The following is a 15,961-nucleotide window of genomic DNA, read 5'->3' on the forward strand; positions in this document are numbered from 1 at the left end:
TCATTAAAAATAGCTTGTTAAAGTTCATTTTTTATTTAACTGTAAAATTATTCAAGGAAAACTGCACTATTATAGTTGACTATTTAAAATTACAAGTGTAAACTATAATTACAGATTACAATTGTAATTCAAAAATGGAGGTGACTTGTATAAATATATTAAATATAATATTTCAAGTATCGATACTGACTTCAATCTTAGCAATTATTATATTAATTTTAAGGCCTATGATAAGAAAAATATTGGGAATTAATATAGTATATTTTTTATGGCTTTTATTAATAATTAAATTGATTATACCTTATGGTCCAGAAAGTAAAATAAGTATTTACAATTTATTTAATAAGGTTGATACCTCCATTTCATATGATGAAAAATTAATAAATGATAATTCTCAAATAAAGTCGTATACAAATAAGATAAAAACACCTATAAATAACACTTCAGAAACTTCAAATAATATTATTGAAAAGCCTATGTCAAAATCAGCAAATATAAATAATTATTTTAATACAAAAACAATATTAATCTCCATATGGATAACTGGAATTTCTATATTTTTTATATTTTTAATTTTTTCTTATTATAAGTTGATCAATATAAGAAAAAATATGATATACAGATATAATAGACAGTCTTATAAAATATTAAAGGATTGTTTAACTTTATTAAATATAAGAAGAAATATAGAAATATTAGTAGTTAATGAAATTAGTAGTCCAGCTTTATGTGGTGTTATAAAACCTAAAATTTTAATTCCAATAAAAATATTTAATAATATTAAGAAGGAGGAATTAAAATATATAATTTTACATGAGCTATGCCATTATAAAAGAAAAGATGTTACTTTAACTTTGCTTATATATTTATTAAAGGCTGTATACTGGTTTAATCCAATAATATTATTTGCACTAAATACATTAAAAGAAGATTGTGAAGTAGCTTGTGATAATATGGTTATTTCAAAGTTAGATAAAAGGGAAAGGGTATCTTATGGTTATACAATTATTAACGTTCTTAGTTATATAGGGGAAGCTTCTATACCTTTAGGAATTAGTTCAATGATTAATAATAAGAAAAAGTTAAAGGAGAGAATTATTATGATTGGAAATAATAAAAAGATTGGAATTGGAAAAATAATAACTGGTATAGGGATTATAATATTATTAGGTAGTATTACTTTAAGTAGTGGTATGAATTCAGAGAAATCTGAATTAAAGGATACAAATAGTATTAATAAAAAATTAGTTAATAATATTTCTAATGAAATAAATACTAAGGTTGTAAAAGGTAAAGATGTAACTTTAGATGTTGATTTAAATGAAGTATCTCTTACTAATAAAGAAGTAAATTCAAAAATTAATGCAGTTATTTATAACTCTCATGGTGATGAGGAGTACAAAGATGGCTATTCTGTTATGGATGCAGGAAGAGTATTAAATGATAAGTTAAATGAATTAAGTATAAATTCAACATTTTTAGAATGTCAACAACCAAGTGAATATAAAACATCATTTTTAAATGCAGAAAATACTATTAAAGAGAATATAGCAAATTTTTCAAGTTATGTTTTAATAGATATTCATAGGGGAGAAAGTAATGAAGAAGATACAGATAAATCAGATGTAGAAATAATTTTAGCAGAAAAATGTGAAAATTATAGTGAAAACTTAAGCTTAGCAAATACTTTAAATGAGGAGTTACTTAATAGGGGAATAAAAACAAAAATAGTACAATATAAAGAAGGAATAAATAACTTTAATTTACATTTATCAAAAAAATCAATTGTTTTAAATGTAGGTGATGAAACAATGAGTGTAGAGGAAATTAATAAGATATTAGATAGTATTAGTGAAAGCTTTTCAACAATTCTACAATAATAATTAAATCTAGTAGGCAGATTTATAAATTATAAATTTGTCTACTATTTTTGTTTATAAATAATATTTATAATATTGAAATATAGATATTAATATAAGGTTATAAATGATCAAGAAATAGAATTGTATCTAGAATTGTTATATAACCTTAATTAGAAACTAATTAAGGTATTCATATGGATAATAATTTAAAAAAGTAGTAAAATAGTATTAAAGATTTGGGGGATTTAAACCTAATATAAAAGTAGGTGAGCATTTTGAATAAATCAGTAAAAGAGTTTTTAGGGTGGATTCTAAAATATTTAGTAATTGTTATTACTACTATAGCTTTAGTACTTGGAGGAGATTTACTATTCATTGAAAGTCATAAGTTAATTTCTGAAAAAAAATCATTTATACTTTATACAATATCATCTGAAAGTATGGTAGCTATTATGATACTTATTGCTTCTATTATTGGAATAATAATATTTAAGCTTAATAGAAAATTTTTAAGTAAAAAGATATCATCTAAAAGTAAGGGTGAACTTAGATATGAAAACATAGATTCATATAGTTCATTAGTTAAATGGACTATTTTAATGGATAAAAGAATAAGTAGTATTACAAAGGGAAGCCTATTTAAAGTATTATATATTCTTTTTGTAGTTGGAATCATAACCTTTAGTTATACTAATTATACAGCAGTAACAAATGATGAAATAATTTATAAAAAAGTTTTTTCAGACAAAGTATATTATTATGATGATGTTGAAAAATTAGAGTTAGGCTTTACAAAAGGTCAAGATAGTGATGTATATTATAACCTAGTTATGAGAGATGGAAATAAAATAAGTTTAATTGGTGGGTCAATTGAAGTTGTTGATGAAAGTTATGAAAATGTTGTATATGAAATAGATAGTAAGCTGCAAAGCCTTGGAAAGGCAAAGGTGGTTGATAGATTTTATATAGATGACTTTAAGAATATGGGTTATAGCCAAGAGTATGTAGAAAGAGTACTTAGATTATTTGAATAACACTTTATCTAAAAATTTATAAAATTAGTCATGTTATATATTTATAATGTCATAATTAAATAATTTAGTCTTAAGTTATACTTGGAATATTTGCAAAGATGTAATAATAACTAAGGGGTTTCTCTTAGTTATTATTACATCTTTTTTGAAATAATTTAAAAAAATACAATAAAGGTAAAAATATAATTATATAACAAAGCAATCACTACTATAAAGGTAGGTATAAAAGATAGTAAGAAAGATAAAGAAAAACCAGTAGAACCAAATGATCCTACTAATCCTGATAATCCTAACGATTATGAAGATAAAACAGAACCAGTTAATCCAAACAAACCAAGTAAACCTTCAGATAACAATAAACCCAATAAACCATCTAGCTCAAAGTTACCACAAACTGGAGCCGTAGTAGGTAGTAGTTATAATTATTATTGGTGGTGTTCTAATTGTTGGATTAGGAACAGTATTATTAAGAAGAAAAAAGAAATAATATAAAATAAAAAAAGAAATCTTAGTTTAGATAAATTACTAAGATTTCTTTTTTTGCTTTTTTATAAATTAAATTACTTAATTATGGGTAAATTAGTATAAGCAATTAGTTAGAACTAAAGAAAACTTAAGGAGAGGAAAGCTAATATGATTGATAAGCTTAGAAATAATAAATTTTATATAAAATATGGAGTTATAATTATATTTATAGCTTTAGTTGTTATATTAACAGTTAAAACAATAGTTTATAGTGAAAATATAATTGAATGGATTGTATACCAATTTAAAAATTTTATAGGGATAATTAAACCTATTTTATATGCTATGTTATTAGCTTATTTATTAAATGAGCCAATGATGTATATAGAAAAATTATTATCTAACCTTCTATCAAAAACATCTAAAAAAAACAATTTAAAATATAATTTCTTATTAAGATTATTAAGTATTATTTTACTTTTATCTTTAGTAATTGTTTTATTAGTTTTAATATATAACTATATAGTCCCTCCAATATTTAAGAGTATTAATGAGATAATAGACTCCTTACCAGAGTTTGAGAACCAATTAAAAATATGGAGTAATGAAATTATTAAAAGCTTAAAAGATAAAAATATAGATATACCAATTACAGGACAAATAGCATCACAAATAGCAGGTAAGGTTGGAATAGCAGCTGAGAAAATAGTAAGCTTTTTTGTAACTTCAATATCTAATATTTCTTCATTTATATTAAATTTTGTTGTTACTATCATATTGATGATTTATTTCTTATCTGATAAGGAAAGATTAATAAGGCAATTAAAGAAATTTGCTCATATTTTACTACCCAATAAATTTGAAAATGCTCTTACAACCTTCTTGATAGATTTAGATAATATAGTTGGTAAATTCATTTTAGGAGAAATTTTAGATTCAATAATTGTTGGCATAGTTTCAACTATTCTGTTATTAATAATAAAACATCCTTTTGCAGTTTTAATAGGTGTTTTAGCTGGGACAACTAATATAATTCCATATATAGGACCAATTCTTGGCGCTGCATTAGCATTTCTTTTAGGTATATTTACAAGTATGTCTATGGGAATAACAGGAGCAATATTACTTTTATTATATCAACAAATTGATGGGAATTTTGTTTAACCTAAAATTGTTGGAGATAAAATTGGATTATCTCCAGTTTGGATACTTATAGCTGTATTAATTGGAGGAAGTTATTTTGGTGCACTAGGAATGATATTATCTATGCAAATAGCAGGATTAATTAGAATTTACTTAAATAGATATGGTGAAAAAAAGCTGAATTAGCTTATAAGTTATTTAAAAATAAATTTTTGTATAAAGTAAAGAGGTAATTAAATGAAAAGATTTATAAGAGAACAGGTAATGAAAGTAGCAGATGTTTTAGAAACTATAATTGGAATTCTTTTAGCGATAAGTATTGCTATTTCAGTGGTATATCTTATTTTTGATTTAACTTCTATTTTTTCAATCAATAGTAATTTAGATTCATTTAATAGTTATCTTTCTAAAGCTTTTAATTTTGTAATTGGAATAGAATTTATAAAAATGTTATGTAAGCATACTCCTGAAACTGTAATAGAGGTTTTATTATTTGCAATTGCAAGGCAATTAATTGTGGAGCATATGTCTATTTATGAAAATTTAGTAGGAATAGCATCTATTGCTGCATTATTTGCTACTAGAAGATACTTATTTTATAATTTCGATGAAGTAGATAAAACTATTTATAGGGGAAGTGAAAGAGTTAAAAGAATTAATTTATTAGAGAATATAGAAATACCTTATGAAAATAAGGAAGATACATTAGAAGAAGTAATTTTGAAAGAGGTTGACTCTAGGAAATTAGAATTAGGTACAGGATTATGCATATATTATCCAGGATTTGCTTTGAAAGTAGAAAAGATAAAGAACAATGTAGTTACAAGAGTTGAAGTTATCAGATCATTAAAAAAGAAATAAATATTTATTTTATTTAATAATATATGAATGTGATATATAATTATGTTAAATTTAAAATAAGAGATAGAGACATTGTCTCTAAAATAAATAAGATGAGTAAAATTTATGTGTCACAGTTATTTAAAGATAATTAAGTATTAGAGTTACTTAAAGATACTGATATAGGAATTGAGATTATCGAATTTGGAATTGGATTTGTTTTAGATAAAAATGATAATGGATTAAATGATTATTATAAGAGAATGGGTTCATGTATAGATAATAGATTTTTATCATTACAGGGACCTTTCTTGATTTAAATCCAGCAAGCTTTGATAGTTTAGTTAAAAATGGTACTTTAAAAAGATATAATCAAGTATATTATTAGATATTGGACATGCAAATTGTTATTTTAATTATAATTATCTAAAAAAGTACCTAAAGCAAAAATAACAGTTGTATTTAATAGTGTAAAACAAAAATAAAGGAATATAATTTACAATATAATAAAACCTAAAGATAGGAGGTGAGATTTATATTATATGGAAGGTTTTTTAGATGATAACATAAAGAGTATTTCAGGAAAGGATATAAATAGTTTAATTAATGAGTATATGCCATTAATAATAAAAACAGTAAGCTCAATAACTGGGAGGTATGTTTCAGTTAAAAATGATGATGAGTTTAGTATCGCATTGATAGCTTTTAAAGAAGCTATTGATAAATTTGATGAAGGTAAAGGAAGCTTTTCAGCTTTTGCAAAGCTTGTTATTTCAAGTAGAATTAAGAATTATCTTATTAAGGAAAATAAACATAATAAGGTAGATTCCATAGAAGAACTAAGTGAAAATGGAATTAATGTGGAAAATGTTTATCATACACCAATAGAAAGTAATGATGAGCTTGCAGTAGAAATAAATAAACTAAAGGGTGAAATAAATAAATTTGGATTTTCATTTGAAGATTTGGTGGAAGAGTCACCTAAACATGAAGATACAAGAAAAAGAGCAATTTTTATATCAGAACAAGTAAATGATGAAGTTTTATTAAAAAGCTTTATGTATGAAAAGAGAAGATTACCAATAAAACAAATATCCTTAAAATTTTCTGTTACAGAAAAAATAATAAAGAGAAGTAAAAGATTTATTATATCAGTAGTAATTATATTAGATAAGAATTTTAGAAATTTAAAGTTATGGATAAGGAGGTGAAAATATGTTTAAGGCGATTGTTATGGAGATAAAAGAAAAGTATGTAATTGTTATGAAGGATGGAGGAGAAATTCTTCGTATTAACAAAAAGAGTGATTTAAAGATTGGTGAAACTATATTTTGTTTAGATGAAGATATTTATAATGGAAGAGTAGGCTCTAAAAATAAGGGATTAAAGAATTTATTAATACCTTTAGGAGCTGTTGCAGCGCTTATACTTATTTTTATTAATCCTATATTTAATAGATTTTCATCTAATTTAAATAATACTTATGCAGTTTTGACTTTTGATGTTAATCCTAGTATTGAATTTAATTTAGATGCTAATGGTAAAATAATTAATGTTAAAGGACTTAATGATGATGGAAAAGTATTGGATATAAACACCATAACGGGATTAACAGTAGAAGAAGGAGCTATTAAACTAAAAGAAATTTTAACCAAAGATAATTACTTAGGTAATGGAAATTCCATTTTAGTTGGTTTTTCTTTCTTAGGAAACGACAATATTGAATATGAAGAAAATGTTCAAAATATAGTTAAAACTACTTTTAATGATACAAATGTTGCCTTTGTTAAAGGAAATGAACAAAGTTTAGCAATGGCAGCAGAGCAAGGAATAAGTTTAGGAAAATATGAAGCGATTGCAAAGCTTGATGAAGATGGAATTGAAGAAGCTTTTGAAAATTTAAGTACTCAAGAGTTATTAGATTTATTAAAAAGCAATAATAGTAATTTATTCTTGAATGAGGATGCATTAGACGAACTTCAAGATGAACTTGAAGATAGGCTAGAAGATGAGCAAGAAGATGATAACTCACATGATGATGATCATAATGATAATGATAATAATAGTGATGATGATCATAATGACAATACTGAAGATAATGATGATAACAACGATGAAGATAATGATTAAGAATTATTTGAATAATATAGTTTAAGATAGGTAAAAGAGAGCTATATATATTATATTTAGCTCTCTTTTATTATTTATAGAAAAAGGTTCCTTTGATCAAAAACTAACCTTTCGAATGTTTCTTTATCACTTATTAATTATATAAATTAATTTTTCTAAAACCTTATCACAAATAGTCTTAAAGTTATTATTTAATTCTTCAGAAATATTGTATGAATAGTATAATGAAGCTATTTCAATAGGTGACTCTATATCTTTAATTTCAGTACCAATTAATGCATACTCAACTGGCCCTTTAACTCCATTATCATCTGTAGGAGATAAATTCCAGTTTGATGGAGATATTACTGAATATCTATCTACAACACCATTTTTAATGATATAATAAATTGATTAGAAAGGTGTGATATATATGATAAAACCAATTATGAAAGATGTATTATTTTTAGCACAAAAATCAGAAAATGCAACTAAAAATGATATTAACGTCATTGAAGATTTAATTGATACTCTAAGAGCAAATATAGATGATTGTGTTGGTATGGCAGCAAATATGATAGGAATTAAAAAGCGTATTATAGTTTTTTGTGTAGGAGATATTATAGTTCCAATGGTTAATCCTGTTATAACAAAGAAAAATAATAGTTATGAAACAGAAGAGTGTTGTTTATCTTTAACTGGTTTTAGAAAAACTAATAGATATGAAACTATAGAAGTAGAATATCTTGATAGAGATTTTAAAAAACAAAAGGGTACATTTACAGGATTTGTAGCACAAATTATACAACATGAAATTGATCATTGTAATGGAATAATAATTTAATAATTATAAAATCTTCATATATTTATGTAATATAACAGACAAATTAATAAACTCTAAATAATTAGAATATACATAATATTATTTTACTATAGTTAAGGAGAAAAAATAATATTATGTATGATGATTTTTTATTAAGCAATAAATATTTCAGAAGCTTTTGTATTTACAGATTAATATTTGGAATTAGTTATAGCCTTATGATACCTATTTTACCATTATTTTTTAAACATAATGGGATGAGTACAGTTACAATAGGAATAGTAATTTCATTATATGGTGTAAGCAAAACAATAATTCAAATACCATTTGGAGTTATTTCCAATAACATAGGTGACAAACTAACATTAAAGTTAAGCTTACTATTAATGACTTTTATTCCTATTGGATATATATTAGCTAATACATGCTTTAATTACGGAACTTTATATGTTTTTCAAGGTGTAATATTAGGAATTGCTGCACCTGCCACGTACTCTATATTATCTAGAACATTAGATTCAAATAGAAGAGGAGAATGTACTGGTTTGGCCTCAGCTGTTTTTACATTGGGAGGTGGAATTGGTGCAGCAATTTCAGGCTTAATACTAGAAAAATACACTAGCTTTAATTTAGTTTTTTATACTGCGTCAATAGGAATATTTTTTAGCTTACTATATGTAATGATTAGAATAAAAAAAGTAAAATCACCAAAATTAAAACAGCAAAATAATCATAATATAAAGGATATTTTATATGAAATAAAAAGCAGAAACTTAACATATAAAATTATTATTTTAGGAGCAAGTGCATTTTTAGGAGATTATATTTATTCATGTGTAGTTGCATTAATTCATTTTTATGGACAAGAAGTTTTAGGTGTATCAACCATTTATACCTCAGGAATTATATCAACTTATTTATTGGTTTTTGGTTTGGCGGCTCCAATTGCAGGATGGATTAGTGATAAAATAGGAGTTAAAAAACAATTATTTATGTCTTTTATAGTAATGATAATAGCACTTACCATATTATCAATGATAAAAACATTAAGGTTATTTACTATATCTATTATAATATATTTTCTAGGAGCAACATTTTTAAATTCAGGTCTTCAAAACTCTTTACTCAAATTTGGAGAAAAGAAAAAAGTTGAAGGGATAATATTTGGAGTTGTAGGAGCTTGTGAGTCATTAGGATATGCCATAGGACCAATTATATTATCTTATATTTATAATATAAATAAAATTTTCTTTTTCCCATCTTTACTAATTTCAACTATTTTTATTTTTATAATATTTTTTATTTTAAGAAAGAATGCTTTTAATATATAAAATTCCTAAATTTTTATTTTAGGAATTTTTTTTATGTTTTTATGAGTATTATATAAAGAATAAATATTTAGTAGGAGGGAGAAATATTAAAGAGTTAATAAATATATATGTAGAAAGATATGTTTTATGAACAGAAACAAACGCTATTTTTGCGCTAGGTTAATAAATATATATGTAGAAAGATATGATTTCTTTTTGAAATTAACCTTTCAGCATCTAGCTATATCAGGAATATCTATAGTTATTGCAACAATTCTAGGTGGAATATTAGGAATTGTTATAAGTGAATATAAGAAAAGTTCGAAATTTGTTTTAGGAATAGTAAATTTTCTTTATACAATACCTTCTATATCTTTTCTAGGATTTTTAATACCTTTTTCAGGTATAGGCAATACCACGGCAATAATAGCTTTAACTATATACGCTTTATTACCAATGATAAGAAATACATATGCGGGAATGGAAAACGTAGATTCATCAATTATAGAATCTGCTCGTGGGATGGGAAGTACAGAATTTCAAATACTATATAAAATTAAAATTCCAATGGCTACTACAGTAATTTTAGCAGGTTTTAAAAATATGGTAGTTATGACAATAGCTCTTGCTGGTATTGCCTCATTTATAGGTGCAGGAGGATTAGGCGTTGCAGTATATAGAGGTATAACAACTAATAATTCAATATTAACAATTGCAGGTAGCTTATTAATAGCATTATTGGCTTTATTATTAGATTTTATTATTAGTGTTATTGAGAAAAAGATAGTAAAAATTTGGAGGTTGAGTTAATGAGGGGGATTAAAAGAATCTTAATATTTATACTAATTATAATATTATGCATTGCAACATTAGGATGTTCTAATAAAAATGATACTATTAAAATAGCAACAAAACCAATGACAGAACAATTTATATTAGGAGAAATGCTCAAGCTATTGATTGAAGAAAACACTGATTTAAAAGTAGAAATTACAAAAGGAATAGGCGGTGGAACTAGTAATATTCATCCTGCTATACTTAAGGGAGATTTTGACCTTTATCCTGAATATACAGGTACTAGTTGGAGCTTTGTGTTAAAGGAAGAGGGCATTCCAGATGATGAAACATTATATAATGAATTGAAAAATAAATATAATAGCGAATATGATTTGAGTTGGATTGGATTATATGGATTTAACAATACTTATGGATTAGTTATTAGAAAAGATCTAGCAGAGCAATATAATATAAAAACATATTCAGACTTAGCTAAATATTCAAAGGATTTTACTTTTGGGGCTGAATATGATTTTTATGAAAGAGAAGATGGCTTTGATGCTTTATGTAAAGAGTATGGAATGAAATTTAAAAAATCTGTTGATTTAGATATTGGATTAAAATATGATGCTATAAACTCTAAAGAAATAGACATTATGAATGTTTTTACTACAGATTGACAACTTTCTAATTCTAATGTTGTACTATTAGATGACGACAAAGAATTTTATCAAACTTATTATTGTGGAACTATAGTACGAAATAACACATTAAAGAAATATCCTGAACTTAAAGATGTATTAATGAAAATGAATAATATATTGACCGAAGGTGAAATGGCAGAGTTAAATTATAAAGTTGAAACTGAAAAAGAGGATGAGGTAAAAGTTGCTAAAGACTTCCTAAAAGATAAAGGATTATTAAAATAAAAATTAATAAGGAGGATAGCAATGGGTGAAAGAGGGTTTATAGAATTAAAAAATATAAGTAAAGTATATGGTGATAAAATAATATTAAATAATATCAATCTAAAAATTAATAAAGGTGAATTTGTAACTATAATAGGAAGCTCAGGATGTGGTAAAACTACATGTTTAAAATTAATTAATGGCTTAATAACTCCAGATTATGGACAAGTTTTCGTAAATAATACTGATATTTCTCAAGTAGATAAAATAGCTTTAAGAAGAGGTATAGGTTACGTTATTCAAGAAATAGATTTATTTCCGCATATGAATGTTAGAAAGAATATATCATATATACCTAATTTAGTTAAAATGGAAAGTAAAGAAAATATAAATAAGAAAGTAAAAGAATTAATAAAAGCAGTGGGATTAAATGAGGATATGTTGGAAAGGTATCCAAGTGAACTTTCAGGAGGACAAAGACAAAGAGTAGGAATTGCAAGAGCCTTAGCAAGTAATGCAAAAATTTTGCTTATGGATGAACCTTTCGGAGCTGTAGATGAAATAACTAGAAAACTTTTACAAGATGAAATATTAAGAATATATAGAGAACTTAGTATGACAATTGTATTTATTACTCATGATATTAAAGAAGCATTAAAATTAAGAACTAAAGTAGTTATAATGGATAAAGGAAAAATAGTTCAAATTGATACTCCAGAGGAAATAACAAAAAGACCTAAGACAATTTTAGTTAAAAATTTAGTTGGTGTATAATTATATATCTATAGTTAGTAATTTTAATTATACAAATTAAAATATAGGTCATACTATAATAAAGCAAATAGTTTCTTATATAATAAAATCAGATAACGGATGTGATATATAGTGGATAACATAGAAAAAGATAATATTTTTAGATGCTATACTTTAGATTACTTAGGAAAATATCGTTTTTATGAAGAAGAAGAGTTTGTAGATGTAGTTAAAGATGGAGAATATATTTTAGAAAATCTAAAAGAAAGTAATAGATTTGATTATAATAATGTTTCCTATACATTTACTAAGTTTGGAAATATATCAGAAGGTATAACTGAAAACAATGTTAATTTAGAAATAGAAAAAGATAATATTAACGTAAAGTTTAATGGAGAAACAACCCATTTAGATTTAATATATAAAATGGAGATAAAGGAGCTTGAAGATCATTATAGAGTTGCAACGAGGATAAGTGAAAAAGGTGGAAATATATCTACATTACTATATATAAATTTGAAAGATAAAGATGATTGTTTAAACGCATTAGAGGCAGTAAGAGATTATCAAGAAGAATTAAAGAATACCTCAAAATGATTTATATGTAAACTTAATAAGCGAATTAATATAACTAAAACAATATTAGATATATTAATTTGCCTATATTATTTTAAAGACTTTTATATACTTATATATGATTTTATAAAAATATAATCAATTTTTATAGAAATAATTATTAATATTGTATAAAGTTACAAATATTGAAGTGTGTATAAAGTAATTTTTATAGTTCTTTGATTATACTACAAAAGTAAAGGGGGGATGTAAACTATTACCTTAATAAAAGGATTAAATAATAGCTTTTGGAGATGGTCATAATGATAGCTCAATGGTTAAATATGCAGGATTAGGTATTGCTATGGATAATGCTGTTAAAGAATTAAAGGACATAGCAGACTATATTACATTATCAAATGATGAAGATGGAATTGCTCATGCTATAGATAAGTTTGTTAATACAGAAGTGTTAGTATAATAATAATTACATAAAGTAGGGATAGATACATCCCTACTTTTTTTATATAAAACTTTCTATATTCTGTTGGTGTAATTTCAATTGCTTTTCTAAAAACATCAGTAAAATAATTAATATTAATTAAGTTGTAATATTGAATAATTATTATGAATAAAAATAGGATATACAAAATAAAAGCTTTATATAAATATAAAAGATAAAGGAAGGATTATAATGGATGATTTAGTATTCAACATATGTGAAAGAAGTGAAAAGGGAAGTAAAGTAAGAAAAAATGGAGAAATTCCTTGTATTGTTTATGGAAATGACCATCACAAGTCTTTATCTGCTAAAATTACAAAAAAAGAAATGATTAGATTGCTAAGATATCCTAAGAGTTCAGTTGTATCTTTAAATTTAAATGGGGATTTTAAAAAGTGTATTGTTAAAGAGATGCAACAAGATGCTTTTGGAAAGATAATTCATATAGATTTTCAAAGCATAAATAAAGGTGATTTAGTAAAATTAAAAATTCCAATTAGTTTTGTTGGACAAGAGACTCTATTGTCTAAAAGTTTATTATTAGAATCATTTATTACAGAAGTGGAGTTACAAGGTGAACCTGATAAATTTCCTAATAATATAACTGTAGATGTATCTAAATTAGAAGAAGGAAGTCAAATTTTTATTAAAGATCTATCTATACCAAATGAAATAGTATTAGAAAGCAATAAAGATTTAGCAGTAGCTAAAATAGGATATAACTCTAAAAATGAAGAAAGTGATAATGAGGAAGAATAATAATATTCATAGCAAGGAGACTAAAAAAATATGGTCTCTTTGTTTATTTTTTATCAACTTATATTAAAATGAATTAATATTTAGAAATAATTTATCCCATAAGAATTGTAAAATACAATTCTTATGGGATTTTAATTTTTATAGTGTATAAGTATATATTAGAAGAATGAAATAAATACAAATAATGCAAAAATAATATTTATGGTACCTAGCACTATTCCTATGATAGCTAAAGCTTTACCTTTTTGATAATCTCTGGATATTTGTGATAAGCCTATTGATGAAAGAACAACTGCCACTATTCCAATAATTCCGAAAAAGTTTAAGAAACAAGATATAATACCTAGAACAAATCCTGCAATAGATAAACCGTTGTAAGAATTATTTGAGTTTTCAAGTTGATTATTTTTGTTATTTTCGCTCAACGTTAATACCCCCGTTATTAATTAGTAAATTATATGAAATTATTAATCTAAATATGATAATTAAGTTAAATGATATATGTAGCTATAAAATTAGAGTGGTTTTAAATTTTAATTAATATAAGTAAGTGATTTAAAAAAAAGGAATAAAATTGGATATGTTTGCTAACAATAAAATCAATAACTATTTTAATTTAAATATTTTTTCTTTCAAAATTTATGAAGAAATGAATTTATATTAAGTACTAATATATTTAGAGTTAAACCTTTTAATTTATAGTTATATACAAGTTGAATATAAGTTATTTATATTCAATTCAAAAGAGGATGCTCTTAAGGCTACGAAAGAATATAAAAATAGAAAAAATATATAATAATAAAACTAAATTTAGTATTGATAAATTTTAAATAAACATATATACTGAATAGGTAAAATTTATATACTCAGATTAATTCTGAGAGAGGTTCGTAACCATCCCTCTATAAAAAACTAGGACCACTAATAAACTTTAATATTTTTAAAGCTATTAGTTCAATTTTGTTGTTATAATTTCAATAAAATAATACTAGATTTTAATATATGAGGGAGCTATTAATAATAATAGCTCCCTTTGTTTTGTGATGGAATGAACAAATGTTTATTCCATTTTTTATTTTCTGAATATAAATTTTATATTAACTTAATGAAGGAGAAGATAAAATTGAAAAAGAAAGTAATAATTGATTGTGATCCAGGTATAGATGATTCATTAGCATTAATTTTAGCATTGAACTCACCAGAGATCGAAGTTATAGGAATTACAACCGTTTCAGGTAATGTAAAAGCAGATCAGGGAGCAAGAAATGTATTAAAAGTATTAAAACTAATGAAGAGAGAAGATATACCGGTATACATAGGAGAAGAGGTTCCATTAGAAAGAGATTTAATAACAGCCCAAGATACTCATGGGGAAGATGGCCTTGGCGAAACTAATTATCAACAAGCAGATGTAGAGATAAATTATGGGGGAGTAGATTTCATCTTAGAAAAGGCAATAAATGGCAATGTAAGTTTAATTGCATTAGGACCATTAACTAATTTAGCAAAAGCAATAGAAAAGGATTTAGAAGCTTTTAATATGATAAATGAAATAGTTTCTATGGGAGGAGCATTTAAGTCTCATGGTAATTGTTCACAAGTGGCAGAATTTAATTATTGGGTAGATCCCCATGGAGTTAAAGAAGTATTTGATAAAAGTAAGGTTCCTTTTTCCATGGTTGGATTAGATGTTACTAGAGAAATAGTATTAACACCTAATCTTATAGAACTTATTAAACAAATTGGTGGAGATGTAGCTAATTTTATTGTAGATATAACTAAATTTTATGTTGATTTCCATTGGAAGCAAGAAAGAACTTTAGGATGTGTAATTAATGATCCATTGGCAGTAGCATATTTTATTGATAGAAGCATTTGTGAAGGGTTTACATCATATTTAGATATAGTTGTTGATGGGATAGCAGTAGGACAAACTTTAGTTGATGTTGGTGAATTTTATAAAAAAGAGCATAATGGACTTATTTTGAATAAGGTAGATTCTAAAAAATTTATGAAAATGTTTTTAGAGAGAATTTTTCCAGATAATCAAAAAGATATTGAAATAGTACTTAGTAATCCTAAATATGGAGTAAATTAAATAAATTTAAAGCGTAAATAATG

At 24.4% G+C, this 15,961-nt stretch carries 15 protein-coding genes, 3 pseudogenes and 1 riboswitch; of the genes and pseudogenes, 16 read left to right on the forward strand and 2 right to left on the reverse strand.

What is annotated here, in order from left to right; translation table 11 throughout:
• Window positions 1-134: 134 nt before the first annotated feature.
• From HCG76_RS02845 to HCG76_RS02880, 7 genes and pseudogenes are all read left to right on the forward strand, one after another.
• Window positions 135-1,880: a M56 family metallopeptidase gene (locus HCG76_RS02845; protein ID WP_221698731.1), complete on the forward strand. Its 1,746-nt coding sequence runs from the start codon at window positions 135-137 to the stop codon at window positions 1,878-1,880.
• Between the two features lie 257 nt (window positions 1,881-2,137).
• A complete protein-coding gene (locus HCG76_RS02850) occupies window positions 2,138-2,896 on the forward strand; it encodes a hypothetical protein (RefSeq protein ID WP_221698730.1) in 759 nt (252 codons plus the stop codon).
• A 421-nt stretch (window positions 2,897-3,317) separates the two neighbouring features.
• Entirely contained in the window at window positions 3,318-3,383 is a 66-nt protein-coding gene (locus HCG76_RS19475; protein WP_370778850.1) for an LPXTG cell wall anchor domain-containing protein, read from the forward strand.
• 146 nt (window positions 3,384-3,529) lie between these two features.
• Window positions 3,530-4,690, forward strand: a pseudogene (locus HCG76_RS02860) (AI-2E family transporter).
• Window positions 4,691-4,741: 51 nt separating this feature from the next.
• Window positions 4,742-5,365, forward strand: coding sequence for a phosphate-starvation-inducible PsiE family protein (locus HCG76_RS02870; RefSeq protein ID WP_221698728.1), 624 nt, complete (start codon window positions 4,742-4,744; stop codon window positions 5,363-5,365).
• Window positions 5,366-5,886: 521 nt separating this feature from the next.
• On the forward strand, window positions 5,887-6,555 hold the full coding sequence (locus tag HCG76_RS02875; RefSeq protein ID WP_221698727.1) for a sigma-70 family RNA polymerase sigma factor: 669 nt from the start codon (window positions 5,887-5,889) through the stop codon (window positions 6,553-6,555).
• Between the two features lie 4 nt (window positions 6,556-6,559).
• On the forward strand, window positions 6,560-7,474 hold the full coding sequence (locus tag HCG76_RS02880; RefSeq protein ID WP_221698726.1) for an anti-sigma factor domain-containing protein: 915 nt from the start codon (window positions 6,560-6,562) through the stop codon (window positions 7,472-7,474).
• A gap of 126 nt (window positions 7,475-7,600) precedes the next feature.
• Here HCG76_RS02880 and HCG76_RS19480 read toward each other — a convergent pair whose 3' ends face one another.
• Entirely contained in the window at window positions 7,601-7,864 is a 264-nt protein-coding gene (locus tag HCG76_RS19480; protein ID WP_221698744.1) for a nickel-dependent hydrogenase large subunit, read from the reverse strand.
• Window positions 7,865-7,886: 22 nt separating this feature from the next.
• Here HCG76_RS19480 and HCG76_RS02890 point away from each other — a divergent pair, with 22 nt between their 5' ends.
• The 8 genes and pseudogenes from HCG76_RS02890 to HCG76_RS02925 all read left to right on the forward strand — a co-directional run bounded on the left by HCG76_RS02890 (window position 7,887) and on the right by HCG76_RS02925 (window position 13,840).
• Window positions 7,887-8,297 carry a peptide deformylase gene (locus tag HCG76_RS02890; RefSeq protein WP_221698725.1) on the forward strand — a complete coding sequence of 137 codons (411 nt, stop codon included), beginning with the start codon at window positions 7,887-7,889 and terminating at the stop codon, window positions 8,295-8,297.
• A 113-nt stretch (window positions 8,298-8,410) separates the two neighbouring features.
• Window positions 8,411-9,607 carry an MFS transporter gene (locus HCG76_RS02895; RefSeq protein WP_221698724.1) on the forward strand — a complete coding sequence of 399 codons (1,197 nt, stop codon included), beginning with the start codon at window positions 8,411-8,413 and terminating at the stop codon, window positions 9,605-9,607.
• 126 nt (window positions 9,608-9,733) lie between these two features.
• A complete protein-coding gene (locus HCG76_RS02900) occupies window positions 9,734-10,396 on the forward strand; it encodes an ABC transporter permease (protein WP_221698723.1) in 663 nt (220 codons plus the stop codon).
• A gap of 134 nt (window positions 10,397-10,530) precedes the next feature.
• Window positions 10,531-11,292: pseudogene (locus HCG76_RS02905) on the forward strand (glycine betaine ABC transporter substrate-binding protein).
• Between the two features lie 21 nt (window positions 11,293-11,313).
• Window positions 11,314-12,045, forward strand: coding sequence for an ATP-binding cassette domain-containing protein (locus HCG76_RS02910; protein ID WP_221698722.1), 732 nt, complete (start codon window positions 11,314-11,316; stop codon window positions 12,043-12,045).
• A 111-nt stretch (window positions 12,046-12,156) separates the two neighbouring features.
• The gene (locus HCG76_RS02915) at window positions 12,157-12,621 is read left to right on the forward strand and encodes a hypothetical protein (protein ID WP_221698721.1); all 465 of its coding nucleotides are present in this window, start codon (window positions 12,157-12,159) and stop codon (window positions 12,619-12,621) included.
• A gap of 256 nt (window positions 12,622-12,877) precedes the next feature.
• Window positions 12,878-13,060 (forward strand): annotated as a pseudogene (locus HCG76_RS02920) (HAD hydrolase family protein); the annotation flags it as partial.
• 213 nt (window positions 13,061-13,273) lie between these two features.
• Window positions 13,274-13,840, forward strand: a complete 567-nt coding sequence (locus tag HCG76_RS02925; RefSeq protein WP_221698719.1) for a 50S ribosomal protein L25 — start codon at window positions 13,274-13,276, stop codon at window positions 13,838-13,840.
• Between the two features lie 158 nt (window positions 13,841-13,998).
• Here the strand turns inward: HCG76_RS02925 and HCG76_RS02930 are convergent, their stop codons facing one another.
• Window positions 13,999-14,265: a DUF4190 domain-containing protein gene (locus HCG76_RS02930; RefSeq protein WP_221698718.1), complete on the reverse strand. Its 267-nt coding sequence runs from the start codon at window positions 14,263-14,265 to the stop codon at window positions 13,999-14,001.
• A 452-nt stretch (window positions 14,266-14,717) separates the two neighbouring features.
• Window positions 14,718-14,762: riboswitch (PreQ1 riboswitch) on the forward strand.
• Window positions 14,763-14,945: 183 nt separating this feature from the next.
• Between HCG76_RS02930 and HCG76_RS02935 the strand changes: the two genes are divergently transcribed.
• On the forward strand, window positions 14,946-15,938 hold the full coding sequence (locus HCG76_RS02935; protein ID WP_221698743.1) for a nucleoside hydrolase: 993 nt from the start codon (window positions 14,946-14,948) through the stop codon (window positions 15,936-15,938).
• Window positions 15,939-15,961 lie beyond the last annotated feature (23 nt).

Source organism: Clostridium sp. K13 (genome assembly GCF_019734195.1).
In the GTDB taxonomy this organism is placed as follows: domain Bacteria; phylum Bacillota; class Clostridia; order Clostridiales; family Clostridiaceae; genus Clostridium.

Excerpts from the sequence above, each read along its gene's own strand:
- HCG76_RS02900 (WP_221698723.1), top strand. The coding sequence starts at position 9,734 with ATGAACAGAAACAAACGCTATTTTTGCGCTAGGTTAATAAATATATAT.
- HCG76_RS02895 (WP_221698724.1), top strand. The coding sequence starts at position 8,411 with ATGTATGATGATTTTTTATTAAGCAATAAATATTTCAGAAGCTTTTGT.
- HCG76_RS02845 (WP_221698731.1), top strand. The coding sequence starts at position 135 with ATGGAGGTGACTTGTATAAATATATTAAATATAATATTTCAAGTATCG.
- HCG76_RS02910 (WP_221698722.1), top strand. The coding sequence starts at position 11,314 with ATGGGTGAAAGAGGGTTTATAGAATTAAAAAATATAAGTAAAGTATAT.
- HCG76_RS02925 (WP_221698719.1), top strand. The coding sequence starts at position 13,274 with ATGGATGATTTAGTATTCAACATATGTGAAAGAAGTGAAAAGGGAAGT.
- HCG76_RS02875 (WP_221698727.1), top strand. The coding sequence starts at position 5,887 with ATGGAAGGTTTTTTAGATGATAACATAAAGAGTATTTCAGGAAAGGAT.
- HCG76_RS02870 (WP_221698728.1), top strand. The coding sequence starts at position 4,742 with ATGAAAAGATTTATAAGAGAACAGGTAATGAAAGTAGCAGATGTTTTA.
- HCG76_RS02935 (WP_221698743.1), top strand. The coding sequence starts at position 14,946 with ATGAAGGAGAAGATAAAATTGAAAAAGAAAGTAATAATTGATTGTGAT.
- HCG76_RS02880 (WP_221698726.1), top strand. The coding sequence starts at position 6,560 with ATGTTTAAGGCGATTGTTATGGAGATAAAAGAAAAGTATGTAATTGTT.
- HCG76_RS02890 (WP_221698725.1), top strand. The coding sequence starts at position 7,887 with ATGATAAAACCAATTATGAAAGATGTATTATTTTTAGCACAAAAATCA.